At 51.8% G+C, this 20,282-nt stretch carries 19 protein-coding genes; 11 read left to right on the top strand and 8 right to left on the bottom strand.

What is annotated here, in order from left to right; translation table 11 throughout:
- The first annotated feature begins 18 nt into the window (after positions 1-18).
- The 5 genes from ftsZ to mutT all read left to right on the top strand — a co-directional run bounded on the left by ftsZ (position 19) and on the right by mutT (position 6,147).
- Positions 19-1,170, top strand: coding sequence for a cell division protein FtsZ (gene ftsZ, locus FTE26_RS12080; protein WP_000462776.1), 1,152 nt, complete (start codon positions 19-21; stop codon positions 1,168-1,170).
- 100 nt (positions 1,171-1,270) lie between these two features.
- Entirely contained in the window at positions 1,271-2,188 is a 918-nt protein-coding gene (gene lpxC / locus FTE26_RS12075) for a UDP-3-O-acyl-N-acetylglucosamine deacetylase (RefSeq protein ID WP_000595482.1), read from the top strand.
- A 230-nt stretch (positions 2,189-2,418) separates the two neighbouring features.
- The gene (gene secM / locus FTE26_RS12070) at positions 2,419-2,931 is read left to right on the top strand and encodes a secA translation cis-regulator SecM (RefSeq protein ID WP_000014321.1); all 513 of its coding nucleotides are present in this window, start codon (positions 2,419-2,421) and stop codon (positions 2,929-2,931) included.
- 61 nt (positions 2,932-2,992) lie between these two features.
- Positions 2,993-5,698, top strand: coding sequence for a preprotein translocase subunit SecA (gene secA, locus FTE26_RS12065; RefSeq protein ID WP_000905789.1), 2,706 nt, complete (start codon positions 2,993-2,995; stop codon positions 5,696-5,698).
- Between the two features lie 59 nt (positions 5,699-5,757).
- On the top strand, positions 5,758-6,147 hold the full coding sequence (gene mutT, locus FTE26_RS12060) for an 8-oxo-dGTP diphosphatase MutT (protein ID WP_000736013.1): 390 nt from the start codon (positions 5,758-5,760) through the stop codon (positions 6,145-6,147).
- A 99-nt stretch (positions 6,148-6,246) separates the two neighbouring features.
- Here the strand turns inward: mutT and yacG are convergent, their stop codons facing one another.
- The 3 genes from yacG to coaE are packed head-to-tail and all read right to left on the bottom strand — an operon-like array spanning position 6,247 to position 7,817.
- Positions 6,247-6,444: a DNA gyrase inhibitor YacG gene (yacG, locus tag FTE26_RS12055; RefSeq protein ID WP_000005042.1), complete on the bottom strand. Its 198-nt coding sequence runs from the start codon at positions 6,442-6,444 to the stop codon at positions 6,247-6,249.
- Between the two features lie 9 nt (positions 6,445-6,453).
- Positions 6,454-7,197 carry a cell division protein ZapD gene (gene zapD / locus FTE26_RS12050; RefSeq protein WP_001194734.1) on the bottom strand — a complete coding sequence of 248 codons (744 nt, stop codon included), beginning with the start codon at positions 7,195-7,197 and terminating at the stop codon, positions 6,454-6,456.
- The gene (gene coaE / locus FTE26_RS12045; RefSeq protein WP_001269520.1) at positions 7,197-7,817 is read right to left on the bottom strand and encodes a dephospho-CoA kinase; all 621 of its coding nucleotides are present in this window, start codon (positions 7,815-7,817) and stop codon (positions 7,197-7,199) included. The genes zapD and coaE overlap by 1 nt, the downstream gene beginning before the upstream one ends.
- A gap of 24 nt (positions 7,818-7,841) precedes the next feature.
- Here coaE and FTE26_RS12040 point away from each other — a divergent pair, with 24 nt between their 5' ends.
- On the top strand, positions 7,842-7,886 hold the full coding sequence (locus FTE26_RS12040) for a protein YacM (RefSeq protein WP_120795372.1): 45 nt from the start codon (positions 7,842-7,844) through the stop codon (positions 7,884-7,886).
- A gap of 155 nt (positions 7,887-8,041) precedes the next feature.
- The gene (gene guaC, locus FTE26_RS12035; RefSeq protein ID WP_001217338.1) at positions 8,042-9,085 is read left to right on the top strand and encodes a GMP reductase; all 1,044 of its coding nucleotides are present in this window, start codon (positions 8,042-8,044) and stop codon (positions 9,083-9,085) included.
- 34 nt (positions 9,086-9,119) lie between these two features.
- Here the strand turns inward: guaC and hofC are convergent, their stop codons facing one another.
- From hofC to nadC, 4 genes are all read right to left on the bottom strand, one after another.
- Positions 9,120-10,322 carry a protein transport protein HofC gene (gene hofC / locus FTE26_RS12030; RefSeq protein ID WP_000157236.1) on the bottom strand — a complete coding sequence of 401 codons (1,203 nt, stop codon included), beginning with the start codon at positions 10,320-10,322 and terminating at the stop codon, positions 9,120-9,122.
- A complete protein-coding gene (gspE, locus tag FTE26_RS12025; RefSeq protein WP_001025174.1) occupies positions 10,312-11,697 on the bottom strand; it encodes a type II secretion system protein GspE in 1,386 nt (461 codons plus the stop codon). Before gspE ends, hofC begins: the two co-directional genes overlap by 11 nt.
- A 9-nt stretch (positions 11,698-11,706) precedes the next feature.
- Positions 11,707-12,147, bottom strand: coding sequence for a prepilin peptidase-dependent pilin (ppdD, locus tag FTE26_RS12020; RefSeq protein ID WP_000360895.1), 441 nt, complete (start codon positions 12,145-12,147; stop codon positions 11,707-11,709).
- Between the two features lie 202 nt (positions 12,148-12,349).
- Positions 12,350-13,243 carry a carboxylating nicotinate-nucleotide diphosphorylase gene (gene nadC, locus FTE26_RS12015; protein ID WP_001135174.1) on the bottom strand — a complete coding sequence of 298 codons (894 nt, stop codon included), beginning with the start codon at positions 13,241-13,243 and terminating at the stop codon, positions 12,350-12,352.
- Positions 13,244-13,330: 87 nt separating this feature from the next.
- Here nadC and ampD point away from each other — a divergent pair, with 87 nt between their 5' ends.
- Both ampD and ampE read left to right on the top strand, forming a co-directional pair.
- The gene (gene ampD, locus FTE26_RS12010) at positions 13,331-13,882 is read left to right on the top strand and encodes a 1,6-anhydro-N-acetylmuramyl-L-alanine amidase AmpD (RefSeq protein WP_000923721.1); all 552 of its coding nucleotides are present in this window, start codon (positions 13,331-13,333) and stop codon (positions 13,880-13,882) included.
- Positions 13,879-14,733, top strand: a complete 855-nt coding sequence (gene ampE, locus FTE26_RS12005; protein ID WP_000172000.1) for a beta-lactamase regulator AmpE — start codon at positions 13,879-13,881, stop codon at positions 14,731-14,733. The genes ampD and ampE overlap by 4 nt, the downstream gene beginning before the upstream one ends.
- Positions 14,734-14,775: 42 nt before the next feature.
- Here ampE and aroP read toward each other — a convergent pair whose 3' ends face one another.
- Positions 14,776-16,149: an aromatic amino acid transporter AroP gene (gene aroP / locus FTE26_RS12000; protein WP_000969915.1), complete on the bottom strand. Its 1,374-nt coding sequence runs from the start codon at positions 16,147-16,149 to the stop codon at positions 14,776-14,778.
- Positions 16,150-16,689: 540 nt separating this feature from the next.
- Here aroP and pdhR point away from each other — a divergent pair.
- Positions 16,690-17,454, top strand: coding sequence for a pyruvate dehydrogenase complex transcriptional repressor PdhR (gene pdhR, locus FTE26_RS11995; RefSeq protein WP_000331776.1), 765 nt, complete (start codon positions 16,690-16,692; stop codon positions 17,452-17,454).
- Positions 17,455-17,614: 160 nt separating this feature from the next.
- Positions 17,615-20,278, top strand: coding sequence for a pyruvate dehydrogenase (acetyl-transferring), homodimeric type (aceE, locus tag FTE26_RS11990; protein ID WP_000003820.1), 2,664 nt, complete (start codon positions 17,615-17,617; stop codon positions 20,276-20,278).
- The last annotated feature ends 4 nt before the right edge of the window (positions 20,279-20,282 follow it).

The following is a 20,282-nucleotide window of genomic DNA, read 5'->3' as shown; positions in this document are numbered from 1 at the left end:
ACAAATCGGAGAGAAACTATGTTTGAACCAATGGAACTTACCAATGACGCGGTGATTAAAGTCATCGGCGTCGGCGGCGGCGGCGGTAATGCTGTTGAACACATGGTGCGCGAGCGCATTGAAGGTGTTGAATTCTTCGCGGTAAATACCGATGCACAAGCGCTGCGTAAAACAGCGGTTGGACAGACGATTCAAATCGGTAGCGGTATCACCAAAGGACTGGGCGCTGGCGCTAATCCAGAAGTTGGCCGCAATGCGGCTGATGAGGATCGCGATGCATTGCGTGCGGCGCTGGAAGGTGCAGACATGGTCTTTATTGCTGCGGGTATGGGTGGTGGTACCGGTACAGGTGCAGCACCAGTCGTCGCTGAAGTGGCAAAAGATTTGGGTATCCTGACCGTTGCTGTCGTCACTAAGCCTTTCAACTTTGAAGGCAAGAAGCGTATGGCATTCGCGGAGCAGGGGATCACTGAACTGTCCAAGCATGTGGACTCTCTGATCACTATCCCGAACGACAAACTGCTGAAAGTTCTGGGCCGCGGTATCTCCCTGCTGGATGCGTTTGGCGCAGCGAACGATGTACTGAAAGGCGCTGTGCAAGGTATCGCTGAACTGATTACTCGTCCGGGTTTGATGAACGTGGACTTTGCAGACGTACGCACCGTAATGTCTGAGATGGGCTACGCAATGATGGGTTCTGGCGTGGCGAGCGGTGAAGACCGTGCGGAAGAAGCTGCTGAAATGGCTATCTCTTCTCCGCTGCTGGAAGATATCGACCTGTCTGGCGCGCGCGGCGTGCTGGTTAACATCACGGCGGGCTTCGACCTGCGTCTGGATGAGTTCGAAACGGTAGGTAACACCATCCGTGCATTTGCTTCCGACAACGCGACTGTGGTTATCGGTACTTCTCTTGACCCGGATATGAATGACGAGCTGCGCGTAACCGTTGTTGCGACAGGTATCGGCATGGACAAACGTCCTGAAATCACTCTGGTGACCAATAAGCAGGTTCAGCAGCCAGTGATGGATCGCTACCAGCAGCATGGGATGGCTCCGCTGACCCAGGAGCAGAAGCCGGTTGCTAAAGTCGTGAATGACAATGCGCCGCAAACTGCGAAAGAGCCGGATTATCTGGATATCCCAGCATTCCTGCGTAAGCAAGCTGATTAAGAATTGACTGGAATTTGGGTTTCGAGGCTCTTTGTGCTAAACTGGCCCGCCGAATGTATAGTACACTTCGGTTGGATAGGTAATTTGGCGAGATAATACGATGATCAAACAAAGGACACTTAAACGTATCGTTCAGGCGACGGGTGTCGGTTTACATACCGGCAAGAAAGTCACCCTGACGTTACGCCCTGCGCCGGCCAACACCGGGGTCATCTATCGTCGCACCGACTTGAATCCACCGGTAGATTTCCCGGCCGATGCCAAATCTGTGCGTGATACCATGCTCTGTACGTGTCTGGTCAACGAGCATGATGTACGGATTTCAACCGTAGAGCACCTCAATGCTGCTCTCGCGGGCTTGGGCATCGATAACATTGTTATCGAAGTTAACGCGCCGGAAATCCCGATCATGGACGGCAGCGCCGCTCCGTTTGTATACCTGCTGCTTGACGCCGGTATCGACGAGTTGAACTGCGCCAAAAAATTTGTTCGCATCAAAGAGACTGTTCGTGTCGAAGATGGCGATAAGTGGGCTGAATTTAAGCCGTACAATGGTTTTTCGCTGGATTTCACCATCGATTTTAACCATCCGGCTATTGATTCCAGCAACCAGCGCTATGCGATGAACTTCTCCGCTGATGCGTTTATGCGCCAGATCAGCCGTGCGCGTACGTTCGGTTTCATGCGTGATATCGAATATCTGCAGTCCCGTGGTTTGTGCCTGGGCGGCAGCTTCGATTGTGCCATCGTTGTTGACGATTATCGCGTACTGAACGAAGACGGCCTGCGTTTTGAAGACGAATTTGTGCGTCACAAAATGCTCGATGCGATCGGTGACTTGTTCATGTGTGGTCACAATATTATTGGTGCATTTACCGCTTATAAATCCGGTCATGCACTGAATAACAAACTGCTGCAGGCTGTCCTGGCGAAACAGGAAGCCTGGGAATATGTGACCTTCCAGGACGACGCAGAACTGCCGTTGGCCTTCAAAGCGCCTTCAGCTGTACTGGCATAACGACATTTATACTGTCGTATAAAATTCGACTGGCAAATCTGGCACTCTCTCCGGCCAGGTGAACCAGTCGTTTTTTTTTGAATTTTATAAGAGCTATAAAAAACGGTGCGAACGCTGTTTTCTTAAGCACTTTTCCGCACAACTTATCTTCATTCGTGCTGTGGACTGCAGGCTTTAATGATAAGATTTGTGCGCTAAATACGTTTGAATATGATCGGGATGGCAATAACGTGAGTGGAATACTGACGCGCTGGCGACAGTTTGGTAAACGCTACTTCTGGCCGCATCTCTTATTAGGGATGGTTGCGGCGAGTTTAGGTTTGCCTGCGCTCAGCAACGCCGCCGAACCAAACGCGCCCGCAAAAGCGACAACCCGCAACCACGAGCCTTCAGCCAAAGTTAACTTTGGTCAATTGGCCTTGCTGGAAGCGAACACACGCCGCCCGAATTCGAACTATTCCGTTGATTACTGGCATCAACATGCCATTCGCACGGTAATCCGTCATCTTTCTTTCGCAATGGCACCGCAAACACTGCCCGTTGCTGAAGAATCTTTGCCTCTTCAGGCGCAACATCTTGCATTACTGGATACGCTCAGCGCGCTGCTGACCCAGGAAGGCACGCCGTCTGAAAAGGGTTATCGCATTGATTATGCGCATTTTACCCCACAAGCAAAATTCAGCACGCCCGTCTGGATAAGCCAGGCGCAAGGCATCCGTGCTGGCCCTCAACGCCTCACCTAACAACAATAAACCTTTACTTCATTTTATTAACTCCGCAACGCGGGGCGTTTGAGATTTTATTATGCTAATCAAATTGTTAACTAAAGTTTTCGGTAGTCGTAACGATCGCACCCTGCGCCGGATGCGCAAAGTGGTCAACATCATCAATGCCATGGAACCGGAGATGGAAAAACTCTCCGACGAAGAACTGAAAGGGAAAACCGCAGAGTTTCGTGCACGTCTGGAAAAAGGCGAAGTGCTGGAAAATCTGATCCCGGAAGCTTTCGCCGTGGTACGTGAGGCAAGTAAGCGCGTCTTTGGTATGCGTCACTTCGACGTTCAGTTACTCGGCGGTATGGTTCTTAACGAACGCTGCATCGCCGAAATGCGTACCGGTGAAGGTAAAACCCTGACCGCAACGCTGCCTGCTTACCTGAACGCACTAACCGGTAAAGGCGTGCACGTAGTTACCGTCAACGACTACCTGGCGCAACGTGACGCCGAAAACAACCGTCCGCTGTTTGAATTCCTTGGCCTGACTGTCGGTATCAACCTGCCGGGCATGCCAGCACCGGCAAAGCGCGAAGCTTACGCAGCTGACATCACTTACGGTACGAACAACGAATACGGCTTTGACTACCTGCGCGACAATATGGCGTTCAGCCCTGAAGAACGTGTACAGCGTAAACTGCACTATGCGCTGGTGGACGAAGTGGACTCCATCCTGATCGATGAAGCGCGTACACCGCTGATCATTTCCGGCCCGGCAGAAGACAGCTCGGAAATGTATAAACGCGTGAATAAAATTATTCCGCACCTGATCCGTCAGGAAAAAGAAGACTCCGAAACCTTCCAGGGCGAAGGCCACTTCTCGGTGGACGAAAAATCTCGCCAGGTGAACCTGACCGAACGTGGTCTGGTGCTGATTGAAGAACTGCTGGTGAAAGAGGGCATCATGGATGAAGGGGAGTCTCTGTACTCTCCGGCCAACATCATGCTGATGCACCACGTAACGGCGGCGCTGCGCGCTCATGCGCTGTTTACCCGCGACGTCGACTACATCGTTAAAGATGGTGAAGTTATCATCGTTGACGAACACACCGGTCGTACCATGCAGGGCCGTCGCTGGTCCGATGGTCTGCACCAGGCTGTGGAAGCGAAAGAAGGTGTGCAGATCCAGAACGAAAACCAAACGCTGGCTTCGATCACCTTCCAGAACTACTTCCGTCTGTATGAAAAACTGGCGGGGATGACCGGTACTGCTGATACCGAAGCTTTCGAATTTAGCTCCATCTACAAGCTGGATACCGTCGTTGTTCCGACCAACCGTCCAATGATTCGTAAAGATCTGCCGGACCTGGTCTACATGACTGAAGCGGAAAAAATTCAGGCGATCATTGAAGATATCAAAGAACGTACTGCGAAAGGCCAGCCGGTGCTGGTGGGTACTATCTCCATCGAAAAATCGGAGCTGGTGTCAAACGAACTGACCAAAGCCGGTATTAAGCACAACGTCCTGAACGCCAAATTCCACGCCAACGAAGCGGCGATTGTTGCTCAGGCAGGTTATCCGGCTGCGGTGACTATCGCGACCAATATGGCGGGTCGTGGTACAGATATTGTGCTCGGTGGTAGCTGGCAGGCAGAAGTTGCCGCGCTGGAAAATCCGACCGCAGAGCAAATTGAAAAAATTAAAGCCGACTGGCAGGTACGTCACGATGCGGTACTGGAAGCAGGTGGCCTGCATATCATCGGTACCGAGCGTCACGAATCCCGTCGTATCGATAACCAGTTGCGCGGTCGTTCTGGTCGTCAGGGGGATGCTGGTTCTTCCCGTTTCTACCTGTCGATGGAAGATGCGCTGATGCGTATTTTTGCTTCCGACCGAGTATCCGGCATGATGCGTAAACTGGGTATGAAGCCAGGCGAAGCCATTGAACACCCGTGGGTGACTAAAGCGATTGCCAACGCCCAGCGTAAAGTTGAAAGCCGTAACTTCGACATTCGTAAGCAACTGCTGGAATATGATGACGTGGCTAACGATCAGCGTCGCGCCATTTACTCCCAGCGTAACGAACTGCTGGATGTCAGCGATGTGAGCGAAACCATCAACAGCATTCGTGAAGATGTGTTCAAAGCCACCATTGATGCCTACATTCCGCCACAGTCGCTGGAAGAAATGTGGGATATTCCGGGGCTGCAGGAACGTCTGAAGAACGATTTCGACCTCGATTTACCAATTGCCGAGTGGCTGGATAAAGAACCAGAACTGCATGAAGAGACGCTGCGTGAGCGCATTCTGGCGCAGTCCATCGAAGTGTATCAGCGTAAAGAAGAAGTGGTTGGTGCTGAGATGATGCGTCACTTCGAGAAAGGCGTCATGCTGCAAACGCTTGACTCCCTGTGGAAAGAGCACCTGGCAGCGATGGACTATCTGCGTCAGGGTATCCACCTGCGTGGCTATGCACAGAAAGATCCGAAGCAGGAATACAAACGTGAATCGTTCTCCATGTTTGCAGCGATGCTGGAGTCGTTAAAATATGAAGTTATCAGCACGCTGAGCAAAGTCCAGGTACGTATGCCTGAAGAGGTTGAGGAGCTGGAACAACAGCGTCGTATGGAAGCCGAGCGTTTAGCGCAAATGCAGCAGCTTAGCCATCAGGATGACGACTCTGCAGCCGCAGCTGCACTGGCGGCGCAAACCGGTGAGCGCAAAGTAGGACGTAACGATCCTTGCCCGTGCGGTTCTGGTAAAAAATACAAGCAGTGCCATGGTCGCCTGCAATAAAAGCTAACAGTTGAAGTAAAAGGCGCAGGATTCTGCGCCTTTTTTATAGGTTTAAGACAATGAAAAAGCTGCAAATTGCGGTAGGTATTATTCGCAACGAGAACAATGAAATCTTTATAACGCGTCGCGCAGCAGATGCGCACATGGCGAATAAACTGGAGTTTCCCGGCGGTAAAATTGAAATGGGCGAAACGCCGGAACAGGCGGTGGTGCGTGAACTTCAGGAAGAAGTCGGGATTACCCCACAACATTTTTCGCTATTTGAAAAACTGGAATATGAATTCCCGGACAGGCATATAACTCTGTGGTTCTGGCTGGTCGAAAGCTGGGAAGGGGAGCCGTGGGGTAAAGAAGGGCAACCCGGTGAGTGGATGTCGCTAGTCGGTCTTAATGCCGATGATTTTCCGCCAGCCAATGAACCGGTAATTGCGAAGCTTAAGCGTCTGTAGGTCGGATAAGGCGTTCACGCCGCATCCGACATTTGCACAAGATGCCTGATGCGACGCTGTCCGCGTCTTATCAGGCCTACGTGCGGCATCAGACAAATGTCACTGCTTTGGCTCTTCGCTCCAGTCATCGCTTTCGGAAAGATCGCCACTGCTGGGGATTCGTTTTTCTTCAGCAGCCCATTCTCCGAGGTCGATCAACTGACAACGTTTGGAGCAAAATGGCCGAAACGGGCTGATTTCACCCCACACCACCGTTTTCCCGCAGGTTGGGCAATTCACCGTAATAGTTTCTGACATTTTCACTCCTTAGCAACAGGCCAGTTCGAAATCCAGACGTTCCGGTACCTGTCCGTTTTCAGTGTCCAGCGGCATAAAACGAATGGCAAAACGGCTCTTATGTCCGGAAATTTGCGGATAAAGCTGTGAATCGAGCGACAGATTCAGGCGCAGCAAGTCGGCATCGCCACCGTTATCCTGATAAAAACCATTCAGGCTGGTTTGTTTACGGAAGGGAGCCGACTGGCGAATTAAATCCAGCACCATGGTAAGTGCCTGGGTGAGCGGGTTCAGGCTGGCAATCCAGGTTTCTACCTGGCTGTCGCGCTGCGCCTGGGGTAGATGCAGCCAAATGTGCAATGTAGGTAAATCAAAGCTGCAACAGCCGCCTGGGATGCTCAGTCGCTGACGCACCAGAGCAATCAAACGATCTTCACGCAGAAATTGCCCGATACGCGGCGCGGAAATTAATACGCTCCCCGCCGCTTTTAACTGCTGAATTAATGCTTCAATACGGCTCTGGTCCACGCCAGGCACGCCAATCCAGGTCTGGAGTTTACGTTGCTGCCGGTCAAGTTCTTTCAACAGCTCAGTGCGGACTTCGCCGCGCTCGAAAACATCCAGTAATTCACTGACATTACGGAAGAAATGCAGCGCGCCAGCGTGGTCAACGATGGGTAAATTAACGGTGAGTTGCTGAATCAAAAACTCAATGCGCAGCCATGTACGCATTTTTTCATTTAGTGGATGTTCAAAAAGGACCTGGGTCTGCATTACGGTTTTTCCTGTGAGACAAACTGCGACGCAAGCTGCAAATAGTGTGCGTGCAGGCGGGCAACATCCGATGCGATAGCATCCGGTGCGCCGTTATTATCAATGACGTCATCTGCCACGGCAAGGCGGGCTTCGCGCGTTGCCTGAGCAGCAAGGATTTGTTCGACATGCTCGCGAGTTACATCATCGCGCTGCATGGTGCGCTTAAGTTGCGTTTCTGGGCTGACATCCACCACCAGCACTCGATTCGCTTTTTTATACAGTGAGTTTTCTACCAGCAATGGCACAACCCACAGTACATAGGGGGAAGTAGCTTGCTGGATCTGGTGTTGCGTCTCTTGCTGAATCAGCGGATGCAGCAGGGCGTTAAGCCAGTTTTTCTCTTCCGGGTTGGCGAAGATCCGCTCGCGCAAGGCCCGGCGCTGCAATGTTCCATCAGCAGCAATCATGTTAGCGCCAAAGTGATCAGCAATGGCATGTAGCGCAGGTGCACCTGGTTCAACCACCTGACGCGCAATAATATCGGCATCAATGACGTTAATTCCGAGATCAGCAAACGCATTGGCAACGGTACTCTTGCCACTGCCAATGCCTCCCGTTAAGGCAACTATATACCTCATAATTTATATTCCCGGGAATTCATCATGATTATCAAAACGTTAAAAATGAGTGCACGAAAGCGAAATTGATGAAACGTTCGCTCACTATTTACCAGGTAAATTTATGGGATTGTAGCGTAAAAAAAGACAATTTCGCAGTCTTGCGCCGCATTGATTAGTGCGTATGATAGCGTCACTGGAGTTGCGCTCTTACCCTTATAGCCATTAACCCCAGGAATCCGCACATGCGTATTGAAGAAGATCTGAAGTTAGGTTTTAAAGACGTTCTCATCCGCCCTAAACGCTCCACTCTTAAAAGCCGTTCCGATGTTGAACTGGAACGTCAATTCACCTTCAAACATTCAGGTCAGAGCTGGTCCGGCGTGCCAATTATCGCCGCAAATATGGACACCGTAGGTACATTTTCTATGGCCTCTGCGCTGGCTTCTTTTGATATTTTGACTGCTGTGCATAAACACTATTCTGTCGAAGAGTGGCAAGCGTTTATCAACAATTCTTCCGCTGATGTGCTGAAACATGTGATGGTTTCTACCGGTACGTCTGATGCGGATTTCGAAAAAACTAAACAGATTCTCGACCTGAACCCGGCATTAAACTTCGTTTGTATTGATGTGGCGAATGGTTATTCCGAACACTTCGTGCAGTTCGTTGCGAAAGCGCGTGAAGCGTGGCCGACCAAAACCATTTGTGCTGGCAACGTAGTGACTGGTGAAATGTGTGAGGAGCTTATCCTCTCCGGTGCTGATATCGTTAAAGTTGGCATTGGCCCAGGTTCTGTTTGTACAACTCGCGTCAAAACAGGCGTCGGTTATCCGCAGCTTTCTGCGGTAATCGAATGTGCCGATGCGGCGCACGGTCTGGGCGGAATGATCGTCAGCGACGGTGGCTGCACCACGCCGGGCGATGTCGCAAAAGCCTTTGGCGGCGGTGCCGATTTCGTCATGCTTGGCGGCATGCTGGCGGGCCACGAAGAGAGCGGCGGTCGCATCGTTGAGGAGAACGGCGAGAAATTTATGCTGTTCTACGGCATGAGCTCCGAGTCTGCGATGAAACGTCACGTTGGCGGCGTTGCGGAATATCGCGCAGCAGAAGGTAAAACCGTTAAGCTGCCGCTGCGAGGCCCGGTTGAAAATACCGCGCGTGATATTTTGGGCGGCTTGCGTTCAGCTTGTACATACGTTGGGGCTTCACGCCTGAAAGAACTGACCAAGCGCACCACGTTTATTCGGGTGCAGGAACAAGAAAACCGCATCTTCAACAACCTGTAATCTCCCAACGCTGGCGTGGAGCAACACGCCAGCGTTATCCCATCCCACTCATCGCATCGCCTAAATGGAAAATTGGCAGATACATCGCCACCACCAGCGTACCGATAATTCCTCCCGTTATGATCAGCAACGCCGGTTCCAGTAAGGCTGCGAGGTTATCCGCCAGCGCCATTGTGTTATCCCGATGATGATGGGCGAGGTTGTCTAACATGAGATCCAGCGAGCCGGATGCCTCTCCCGTTCTCACTAATTGCAAACAGAGCGGGCTAAACTCACCGGCATTTTTTAGCGCCAGCCAGATGGGATGACCGTTACTGATATCGTGCTGGATTTGTGTCAGAAGTTGCACCCAGTACGGGCAGCGCATTGTTTCTCTGACGCTCTCTACGCCCTGTAAAAAAGTAATGCCTGCACTTTGTGTCAGCGCCAGAATCGTAAAGATCTGCGTGAGTTTTTGTCCCCTCATCAGTGAACCCATAATCGGGATTCGTAACAACAATTTCTGCCGCGCGATAAGCCAGGTAGGGCGGCGCATCAGCAACTTATTGGCTATCGCCAGCAGAAAGCCGAACAACACCAGCAGCCAGCCCCATTCGCCACTAAAGTCTGCCAGCGTCATGATCCCCTGCGTTAGTGCCGGTAGTGGGGTGTTGAAGGTCTTATAGATAGCGGCAAACTCCGGCAGAACAAAATGCAGCATTGCCACAACCACCATGATTGCCATCGCTAAAATGATGATGGGATAGCGCAACGCTGATTTCACTTTTTCGGTCAACTGACGCTGGGCTTTTTGCTGACGCGCCAGTTCAAAGCAGCATTCATCCAGCTTACCGGTCAGTTCACCCGTGCGGATCATCGCCTGATAGAGTGGCGGAAATACCTCTGACCAGGGTAATAAGGCATTGGAAAAAGCAATGCCCTGTTCGAGATCGTGCGCCAGCGATTGCAGCAACGCTTGCCATTGCTTACTGGGATGCTGTTCCGCCAGCAGTGCCAGCCCTTCAGAAAGCGTTAACCCGGCTTTGAGTAGCGTCGCCAGTTGATGAATGACTTCCGCGCTTTTATCTCCTCGCCACTGCGCAGAATTGATGGCGATTCGCTTCAGGCTAAGTGGGGTAACCATCTGTTGCTGTAGTGCCATGAGCAGCAAAGCACGGCTCTCTGCCCATAGCATCCCATCTTGCGCATTGCCGTCGCCGGTTATGCCATGCCAGCGCCAGAGTTGCTTACTCGCCATGCGGCATCCCCAGTACGCGGATTAACTCTTCAAAGGTGGTTAAGCCTTGCTCCACGGCCAGGCAGCCGTTTTCAAAAAGCGTACACATACCCGCCTGTCGTGCGTGCGTTTCCAGCGATTCAACGTCGGTATTAGCGGAAATAAGCTGACGAATGACCGGCGTTATGGGCAGAACTTCAAATAAGGCCGTACGACCATAAAAACCGTGGTAGCAATGTACACAACCGGGTGCCTGCCAGTGGGGCAGCGGCGACGGCCATACATTGACTGGAATATGGATGGGCTCCCCTTGCTGCCGGCGACAATGTGGGCAAAGTTTGCGTACCAGACGCTGGGCTATTACCAGCGTAAGCGCCGATGATAGCATCCAGCGGGCGACCCCCATTTGCTGTAAACGTACCAGCGTTTCGCAGGTGGAATTAGTGTGTAGGGTAGACAACACCAGGTGACCAGTTTGCGCCGCTTTAATAGCGATCTCTGCTGTTTCGCCATCGCGGATCTCTCCGATCATGATGACGTCAGGATCCTGGCGCAATAACGCACGCAAAACGCCCTGAAAGGTGAGCCCGGCACGCGGATGGATTTGCGTCTGGTTTAGTCCGGCTATGGGGATCTCAACCGGATCTTCGACGCTACAAATATTAATGTCAGCGGTATTCAGCGTTTGCAGGGCACTATAAAGCGTGACCGTTTTGCCGCTGCCGGTAGGGCCAGTTACCAGCACCAGTCCCTGTGGTTGTTGCAAGGCATGAGCAAAGTCCGCCAGTTGTAACGGCTGCATTCCAAGCGTGTTGACATCCAGTGCCTGACCCACCTGCTGTAACAACCTTAATACCACCTTTTCACCACCCCGACATGGTAAGGTCGCAATACGAAATGAGACGGCGTTTCCTGCCAGTTCGACAGTGAATTGCCCGTCCTGCGGCAGGCGATGTTCCGCAATATCCAGGTTTCCCAGCACTTTTAATCTGGCGGTTAATGCGACTCCGGCATCCGGTGAAACATCCGGTAAAGGATGCAATACGCCGTCGATACGCAAGCGGATGCGGTAGGCATTGTCCGCTGGTTCGATATGAATATCAGACGCGCGTTGTTCCAGCGCAGATTGTAACGTTCGAGCTAGCAACTCTGCTTTGGGCTGATGCTTCTCCTGAACAGCTACGGGCAATGTCTGTTGTGTGCGACTGGCGTGACCTTCCATTTGTTGGCGCGTCCAGCAGGTGATCTCAATACGTTTGGTGGTAGCGAAATGCAATGCGTCCAGCAACTCATGTGAGGGGGCATCGACCACCGCAACATGAACCACTTCTTCGCTGGCATCCAGCAAGACTCCCTGATAACGCAGACACAGGGCCGTGAGCTGTGGAATATTCATTGCCGCTCCTTAGTTGGCGTCATCAAAGCGGAAGACATCTTCGCAGGCTTGCTGCAATGCGCTGTCACTTTGAATATTGCAGTTGCGCGTCCAGCCGGTGACGCCGTTTGCGTTATCCCAACCCGGTGTCATGACGACGCTTAGTCCATTGAGACTTTCTTGCCCGGTCAGCGACACCACGCCTTTTGCCACACTCATGGCTGAAACATAGTGGGTGGTGGTAGGCGAGGGAATGCCATTGCTGCCACCGTCGCAGGTATCTAATCCACCATGTTCCAGCGCGCACAACTCTACGGCGGTACGGTAAGGCACAAAGGTTTGTAGCATGTCGGTGAGTGCGGCTTTGCGCAGGTAGTTTTGATAAGCGGGAATACCAATGGCGCTTAAAATGGCAATGATGCCAATAACCACCATCAGTTCGATAAGTGTAAAACCGCGTTGCTTGTCCATCTGTTTCGCTCCTTGATTTGGTTGGCGCTACTTTGGCAAACGCCATCAGCACAGGCGAGGGGCAAAAAACGAAACGGGAAAGCAGATTCCGAGGTTTTTTATTTCGTTGCAGCGAAAGACAAGAAATTTGCGAGGCGTTACGAAGAAAGTTGGGGAAGGGGAGATTATCCGCCCGCGATGGAGCGGATAAATCTGTCAACTATTAGCGAAAACGCATTGAAAGGTCGAGTGCTTGTACGTGTTTAGTTAGCGCACCGACGGAGATAAAGTCCACGCCCGTTTCGGCAAATTCACGCAGTGTTTTGTCAGTGACGTTGCCAGACACTTCCAGTAGCGCCTTGCCGTTGGTGCGTTTGACGGCTTCGCGCATCTGTTCTGTTTCGAAGTTATCCAGCATGATGATATCGGCTCCTGCTTTCAGGGCTTCATCAAGTTCTTCCAGATTCTCTACTTCGACTTCTACTGGCGCATCCGGGTGCAGCCAGGACGCTTTTTCGACCGCCTGGCGCACTGAGCCGGAGGCAATAATATGGTTTTCTTTGATCAGGAAGGCATCAGAAAGCCCCAGACGGTGATTCGCTCCGCCGCCGCAAAGTACCGCGTATTTCAGAGCTGAACGCAGGCCGGGTAAGGTTTTGCGCGTATCCAACAACTGCGTGTTGGTGCCTTCCAGCAATTCGACATAGTGGCGTACCTTACTGGCAACTCCTGAAAGGGTTTGCACAAAATTAAGCGCAGTGCGTTCGCCCGTTAACAGCACGCGGGATGGGCCTTCAAGTTCGAACAAGGATTGATTGGCATTGATGACATCGCCGTCATCCACATGCCAGATTATGGTGACATCGTCGCCTGCCAGTTGAATAAACACCTCTTCAACCCAGCGTTTGCCGCAAAAGACGCCATTCTCGCGGGTGATCACCGTGGCATGAGAGCGAGAATTTTCCGGTAAAAGTTTTGCCGTAATATCATTGTTGGCATCGACTGTTCCGCCTAAATCTTCCCGCAGCGCCTGGGCTACCGCGCCGGGGATATCGAGATTAATGCGTTCCAGCAGCTCGTCACGTCGGGTGTCAGGGTTATAGCGGCGAGGCGGCATGTTAAAACTCCAGATAGCTAACGAATCATAAGGTAGAAACATGCTACTCTGAACCGGGTATTAGCACCACATATAAGGAGATCCTGCATGTTGTTAGAACAGGGGTGGCTGGTTGGCGCGCGCCGCGTTCCCTCACCACATTACGATTGCCGCCCGGATGACGAAACACCCACCCTGCTGGTGGTGCACAATATTAGCCTGCCGCCAGGCGAATTTGGCGGTCCGTGGATCGACGCATTATTCACTGGAACTATTGATCCGCAGGCACATCCTTTCTTTGCTGAGATCGCCCATTTGCGCGTCTCCGCTCACTGTTTGATTCGCCGTGATGGTGAAATAGTCCAGTATGTTCCTTTCGATAAACGTGCATGGCATGCGGGAGTCTCTCAGTATCAGGGGCGCGAACGCTGCAATGATTTTTCTATTGGGATTGAGCTTGAAGGCACCGATACGCTGGCGTATACCGATGCGCAGTATCAACAGCTTGCGGCGGTTACGCGGGCACTGATTGATTGCTATCCGGATATCGCTAAAAACATGACGGGCCATTGTGATATTGCGCCGGATCGGAAAACCGATCCCGGTCCTGCATTTGATTGGGCACGGTTTCGTGTGCTGGTCAGCAAGGAGACAACATGACGCTATTTACAACCTTACTGGTGTTAATTTTCGAGCGCCTGTTTAAGTTGGGCGAGCACTGGCAGCTTGATCATCGTCTTGAAGCGTTCTTTCGGCGGGTGAAACATTTTTCTCTCGGGCGCACGTTAGGCATGACCATTATTGCGATGGGCGTGACTTTTTTACTGTTACGCGCATTGCAGGGAGTATTGTTCAACGTTCCCACGCTACTGGTGTGGCTGCTGATTGGTTTGCTGTGTATTGGCGCAGGTAAAGTTCGTCTTCATTATCATGCTTATCTGACAGCTGCTTCACGTAATGATAGCCATGCCCGTGCCACGATGGCTGGCGAACTCACCATGATTCACGGCGTCCCGGCAGGCTGCGACGAACGTGAGTATTTGCGTGAGCTGCAAAATGCATTGCTGTGGATTAACTTTCGTTTTTATCTTGCAGCGCTGTTCTGGCTGATTGTGGGGGGAACCTGGGGACCCGTTACGCTGATGGGGTATGCGTTTTTGCGTGCATGGCAATACTGGCTGGCGCGATATCAGACGCCGCATCATCGTTTACAGTCCGGCATTGATGCCGTGCTTCATGTACTGGATTGGGTGCCGGTTCGTCTTGCGGGTGTGGTATATGCCTTGATCGGTCATGGTGAGAAAGCGTTACCGGCCTGGTTTGCTTCGCTGGGTGATTTCCATACTTCGCAGTATCAGGTGTTAACGCGTCTGGCGCAGTTCTCTCTGGCGCGTGAACCGCATGTCGATAAGGTGGAGACGCCGAAGGCAGCGGTTTCAATGGCGAAGAAAACCTCGTTCGTGGTCGTGGTGGTGATTGCACTACTGACGATTTACGGGGCGTTGGTGTAAAGATTATTGCCCTCACCCTGTACGGGTGAGGGCGTAGAGAGATTAATGCGCTTTTACGGCTTTGGCGGTTTTCTCTTTAAACAGATAGCCGATACCTAACACGATCAGCCATACCGGGATCAGGTATACCGAAATCGCCATTCCTGGGGTCATCAGCATAATCACCAGTACCGCCGCCATAAACAGCAGGCAGATCCAGTTACCCAGCGGATAAAGCAGAGCAGGGAAGCGAGTTACCACGCCTTGTTCCTGCTTGGCGCGACGGAATTTCATATGCGCCAGGCTAATCATCGCCCAGTTGATTACCAGTGCAGATACCACCAGCGCCATTAACAGTCCGAAAGCGGACTCTGGGGCAAGGTAGTTAATCAGTACGCACAACGCCGTTACCAGTGCAGACACCAGAATGGTATTTACTGGTACACCACGTTTATCGACAGACGCCAGCGCTTTTGGCGCATTACCCTGTTGTGCCAGACCAAACAGCATACGGCTGTTGCAATATACGCAGCTGTTGTACACGGAGAGCGCCGCAGTCAGTACCACGATGTTCAGCGCATTCGCCACAAAGGTATCGCCTAACTCGTGGAAGATCAGCACAAACGGACTGGTATCGGCGGTAACGCGGGTCCACGGCATCAGTGAGAGCAGAACGGCTAACGAACCAATATAGAAAATCAGGATGCGGTAGATAACCTGGTTAGTTGCTTTCGGTATACTTTGCTCCGGGTTATCAGCTTCTGCTGCGGTGATCCCCACCAGTTCCAGACCACCGAACGAGAACATGATAATCGCCATCATCATCACCAGCCCGGTGAAGCCGTGCGGCAGGAAACCACCCTGATCCCACAGGTTGCTAACGGTCGCCTGCGGGCCGCCGTTGCCACTGAATAGCAGCCAGCCGCCGAAGATGATCATCGCTACCACCGCGATAACTTTGATAATGGCAAACCAGAACTCCATCTCGCCAAACACTTTAACGTTGGTCAGGTTGATGGCGTTAATCACCACAAAGAATACGGCGGCAGAAACCCAGGTGGGGATTTCCGGATACCAGAACTGAATGTATTTACCCACGGCAGTCAGCTCAGCCATGGCAACTAAAACGTACAGTACCCAGTAGTTCCAGCCAGAGGCGAAACCGGCAAAACTGCCCCAGTATTTATAAGCAAAGTGGCTAAAGGAGCCTGCGACAGGTTCTTCGACCACCATTTCACCCAGCTGACGCATGATCAGAAAGGCGATAAAACCAGCAATGGCGTAACCCAGGATAATCCCTGGCCCTGCGGACTGTATTACGGAGGCGCTACCTAGGAATAACCCGGTCCCTATCGCGCCACCCAGCGCGATAAGCTGAATATGGCGGTTTTTAAGGCCGCGCTTTAGCTGCTCGCCGTGCTGTTGACCTTCCATCATGAAACCTCGTGCGGTGGTTGTTTTTTTGATCTACGCAGTGATGCGTGTGTAAGTTTGCAATTCCGTTTGTTGTATTAATTTGTTTACATCAAAGAAGTTTGAATTGTTACAAAAAGACTTCCGTCAGATCAAGAATAATGGTATGCGGCAGCGAATGCACCCGCTTTATGCATGGTTGAAGATGAGTTGCTTAAAAAGAAACCGTTTGTAAAGCTCAGCCTCAACCCCTCTCAATATGTAGAATGAATTTAAATTCGTTTTAATTGAATTAAAAATCACAAAATTGGTAAGTGAATCGGTTCAATTCGGATTTTTATAGTTTAATAATCGTTAAAAAACTCCTTTCCTACGTAAAGTCTACATTTGTGCATAGTTACAACTTTGAAACGTTATATATGTCAAGTTGTTAAAATGTGCACAGTTTCATGATTTCAATCAAAACCTGTATGGACATAAGGTGAATACTTTGTTACTTTAGCGTCACAGACATGAAATTGGTAAGACCAATTGACTTCGGCAAGTGGCTTAAGACAGGAACTCATGGCCTACAGCAAAATCCGCCAACCAAAACTCTCCGATGTGATTGAGCAGCAACTGGAGTTTTTGATCCTCGAAGGCACTCTCCGCCCGGGCGAAAAACTCCCACCGGAACGCGAACTGGCAAAACAGTTTGACGTCTCCCGTCCCTCCTTGCGTGAGGCGATTCAACGTCTCGAAGCGAAGGGCTTGTTGCTTCGTCGCCAGGGTGGCGGCACTTTTGTCCAGAGCAGCCTATGGCAAAGCTTCAGCGATCCGCTGGTGGAGCTGCTCTCCGACCATCCTGAGTCACAGTATGACTTGCTCGAAACACGACACGCCCTGGAAGGTATCGCCGCTTATTACGCCGCGCTGCGTAGTACCGATGAAGACAAGGAACGCATCCGTGAACTCCACCACGCCATAGAGCTGGCGCAGCAGTCTGGCGATCTGGACGCGGAATCAAACGCCGTACTCCAGTATCAGATTGCCGTCACCGAAGCGGCCCACAATGTGGTTCTGCTTCATCTGCTAAGGTGTATGGAGCCGATGTTGGCCCAGAATGTCCGCCAGAACTTCGAATTGCTCTATTCGCGTCGCGAGATGCTGCCGCTGGTGAGTAGTCACCGCACCCGCATATTTGAAGCGATTATGGCCGGTAAGCCGGAAGAAGCGCGCGAAGCATCGCATCGCCATCTGGCCTTTATCGAAGAAATTTTGCTCGACAGAAGTCGTGAAGAGAGCCGCCGTGAGCGTTCTCTGCGTCGTCTGGAGCAACGAAAGAATTAGTGATTTTTCTGGTAAAAATTATCCAGAAGATGTTGTAAATCAAGCGCATATAAAAGCGCGGCAACTAAACGTAGAACCTGTCTTATTGAGCTTTCCGGCGAGAGTTCAATGGGACAGGTTCCAGAAAACTCAACGTTATTAGATAGATAAGGAATAACCCATGTCAGAACGTTTCCCAAATGACGTGGATCCGATCGAAACTCGCGACTGGCTCCAGGCGATCGAATCGGTCATCCGTGAAGAAGGTGTTGAGCGTGCTCAGTATCTGATCGACCAACTGCTTGCTGAAGCCCGCAAAGGCGGTGTAAACGTAGCCGCAGGCACAGGTATCAGCAACTACATCAACACCATCCCCGTTGAAGAACAACCGGAGTATCCGGGTAATCTGGAACTGGAACGCCGTATTCGTTCAGCTATCCGCTGGAACGCCATCATGACGGTGCTGCGTGCGTCGAAAAAAGACCTCGAACTGGGCGGCCATATGGCGTCCTTCCAGTCTTCCGCAACCATTTATGATGTGTGCTTTAACCACTTCTTCCGTGCACGCAACGAGCAGGATGGCGGCGACCTGGTTTACTTCCAGGGCCACATCTCCCCGGGCGTGTACGCTCGTGCTTTCCTGGAAGGTCGTCTGACTCAGGAGCAGCTGGATAACTTCCGTCAGGAAGTTCACGGCAATGGCCTCTCTTCCTATCCGCACCCGAAACTGATGCCGGAATTCTGGCAGTTCCCGACCGTATCTATGGGTCTGGGGCCGATTGGTGCTATTTACCAGGCTAAATTCCTGAAATATCTGGAACACCGTGGCCTGAAAGATACCTCTAAACAGACCGTTTACGCGTTCCTCGGCGACGGTGAAATGGACGAACCGGAATCCAAAGGTGCGATCACCATCGCTACCCGTGAAAAACTGGATAACCTGGTCTTCGTTATCAACTGTAACCTGCAGCGTCTTGACGGCCCGGTCACCGGTAACGGCAAGATCATCAACGAACTGGAAGGCATCTTCGAAGGTGCTGGCTGGAACGTGATCAAAGTGATGTGGGGTAGCCGTTGGGATGAACTGCTGCGTAAAGATACCAGCGGTAAACTGATCCAGCTGATGAACGAAACCGTTGACGGCGACTACCAGACCTTCAAATCGAAAGATGGTGCGTACGTTCGTGAACACTTCTTCGGTAAATATCCTGAAACCGCAGCACTGGTTGCAGACTGGACTGACGAGCAGATCTGGGCACTGAACCGTGGTGGTCACGATCCGAAGAAAATCTACGCTGCATTCAAGAAAGCGCAGGAAACCAAAGGCAAAGCGACAGTAATCCTTGCTCATACCATTAAAGGTTACGGCATGGGCGACGCGGCTGAAGGTAAAAACATCGCGCACCAGGTTAAGAAAATGAACATGGACGGCGTGCGTCACATCCGCGACCGTTTCAATGTGCCGGTGTCTGATGCAGATATCGAAAAACTGCCGTACATCACCTTCCCGGAAGGTTCTGAAGAGCATACCTATCTGCACGCACAGCGTCAGAAACTGCACGGTTATCTGCCAAGCCGTCAGCCGAACTTCACCGAGAAGCTTGAGCTGCCGAGCCTGCAAGACTTCGGCGCGCTGCTGGAAGAGCAGAGCAAAGAGATCTCTACCACTATCGCTTTCGTTCGTGCCCTGAACGTAATGCTGAAGAACAAGTCGATCAAAGATCGTCTGGTACCGATCATCGCCGACGAAGCGCGTACTTTCGGTATGGAAGGTCTGTTCCGTCAGATTGGTATTTACAGCCCGAACGGTCAGCAGTACACCCCGCAGGACCGCGAGCAGGTTGCTTACTATAAAGAAGACGAGAAAGGTCAGATTCTGCAGGAAGGGATCAACGAGTTGGGCGCAGGTTGTTCCTGGCTGGCAGCGGCGACCTCTTACAGCACCAACAATCTGCCGATGATTCCGTTCTACATCTATTACTCGATGTTCGGCTTCCAGCGTATCGGCGATCTGTGCTGGGCGGCTGGCGACCAGCAAGCGCGTGGCTTCCTGATCGGCGGTACTTCCGGTCGTACCACCCTGAACGGTGAAGGTCTGCAGCACGAAGATGGTCACAGCCACATTCAGTCGCTGACTATCCCGAACTGTATCTCTTACGACCCGGCTTACGCTTACGAAGTTGCTGTCATTATGCATGACGGTCTGGAGCGTATGTACGGTGAAAAACAAGAGAACGTTTACTACTACATCACTACGCTGAACGAAAACTACCACATGCCGGCAATGCCGGAAGGTGCTGAGGAAGGTATCCGTAAAGGTATCTACAAACTCGAAACCATTGAAGGTAGCAAAGGTAAAGTTCAGCTGCTGGGCTCCGGTTCCATCCTGCGTCACGTCCGTGAAGCGGCAGAGATCCTGGCGAAAGATTACGGCGTAGGTTCTGACGTTTATAGCGTGACCTCCTTCACCGAACTGGCGCGAGATGGTCAGGATTGTGAACGCTGGAACATGCTGCACCCGCTGGAAACTCCGCGCGTTCCGTATATCGCTCAGGTGATGAACGACGCTCCGGCAGTGGCATCTACCGACTATATGAAACTGTTCGCTGAGCAGGTCCGTACTTACGTACCGGCTGACGACTACCGCGTACTGGGTACTGATGGCTTCGGTCGTTCCGACAGCCGTGAGAACCTGCGTCACCACTTCGAAGTTGATGCTTCCTACGTGGTTGTAGCGGCGCTGGGCGAACTGGCTAAACGTGGCGAAATCGATAAGAAAGTGGTTGCTGACGCAATCGCCAAATTCAACATCGATGCAGATAAAGTTAACCCGCGTCTGGCGTAAGAGG

Source organism: Escherichia sp. S10b (assembly GCF_028421345.1).
In the GTDB taxonomy this organism is placed as follows: domain Bacteria; phylum Pseudomonadota; class Gammaproteobacteria; order Enterobacterales; family Enterobacteriaceae; genus ECMA0423.
This window is presented reverse-complemented; position numbering and strand designations above follow the sequence as displayed.

Coding starts and splice junctions, on each gene's coding strand:
- ftsZ (WP_000462776.1), top strand. CDS start 19: ATGTTTGAACCAATGGAACTTACCAATGACGCGGTGATTAAAGTCATC.
- lpxC (WP_000595482.1), top strand. CDS start 1,271: ATGATCAAACAAAGGACACTTAAACGTATCGTTCAGGCGACGGGTGTC.
- secA (WP_000905789.1), top strand. CDS start 2,993: ATGCTAATCAAATTGTTAACTAAAGTTTTCGGTAGTCGTAACGATCGC.
- mutT (WP_000736013.1), top strand. CDS start 5,758: ATGAAAAAGCTGCAAATTGCGGTAGGTATTATTCGCAACGAGAACAAT.
- yacG (WP_000005042.1), bottom strand. CDS start 6,444: ATGTCAGAAACTATTACGGTGAATTGCCCAACCTGCGGGAAAACGGTG.
- zapD (WP_001194734.1), bottom strand. CDS start 7,197: ATGCAGACCCAGGTCCTTTTTGAACATCCACTAAATGAAAAAATGCGT.
- coaE (WP_001269520.1), bottom strand. CDS start 7,817: ATGAGGTATATAGTTGCCTTAACGGGAGGCATTGGCAGTGGCAAGAGT.
- guaC (WP_001217338.1), top strand. CDS start 8,042: ATGCGTATTGAAGAAGATCTGAAGTTAGGTTTTAAAGACGTTCTCATC.
- hofC (WP_000157236.1), bottom strand. CDS start 10,322: ATGGCGAGTAAGCAACTCTGGCGCTGGCATGGCATAACCGGCGACGGC.
- gspE (WP_001025174.1), bottom strand. CDS start 11,697: ATGAATATTCCACAGCTCACGGCCCTGTGTCTGCGTTATCAGGGAGTC.
- ppdD (WP_000360895.1), bottom strand. CDS start 12,147: ATGGACAAGCAACGCGGTTTTACACTTATCGAACTGATGGTGGTTATT.
- nadC (WP_001135174.1), bottom strand. CDS start 13,243: ATGCCGCCTCGCCGCTATAACCCTGACACCCGACGTGACGAGCTGCTG.
- ampD (WP_000923721.1), top strand. CDS start 13,331: ATGTTGTTAGAACAGGGGTGGCTGGTTGGCGCGCGCCGCGTTCCCTCA.
- ampE (WP_000172000.1), top strand. CDS start 13,879: ATGACGCTATTTACAACCTTACTGGTGTTAATTTTCGAGCGCCTGTTT.
- aroP (WP_000969915.1), bottom strand. CDS start 16,149: ATGATGGAAGGTCAACAGCACGGCGAGCAGCTAAAGCGCGGCCTTAAA.
- pdhR (WP_000331776.1), top strand. CDS start 16,690: ATGGCCTACAGCAAAATCCGCCAACCAAAACTCTCCGATGTGATTGAG.
- aceE (WP_000003820.1), top strand. CDS start 17,615: ATGTCAGAACGTTTCCCAAATGACGTGGATCCGATCGAAACTCGCGAC.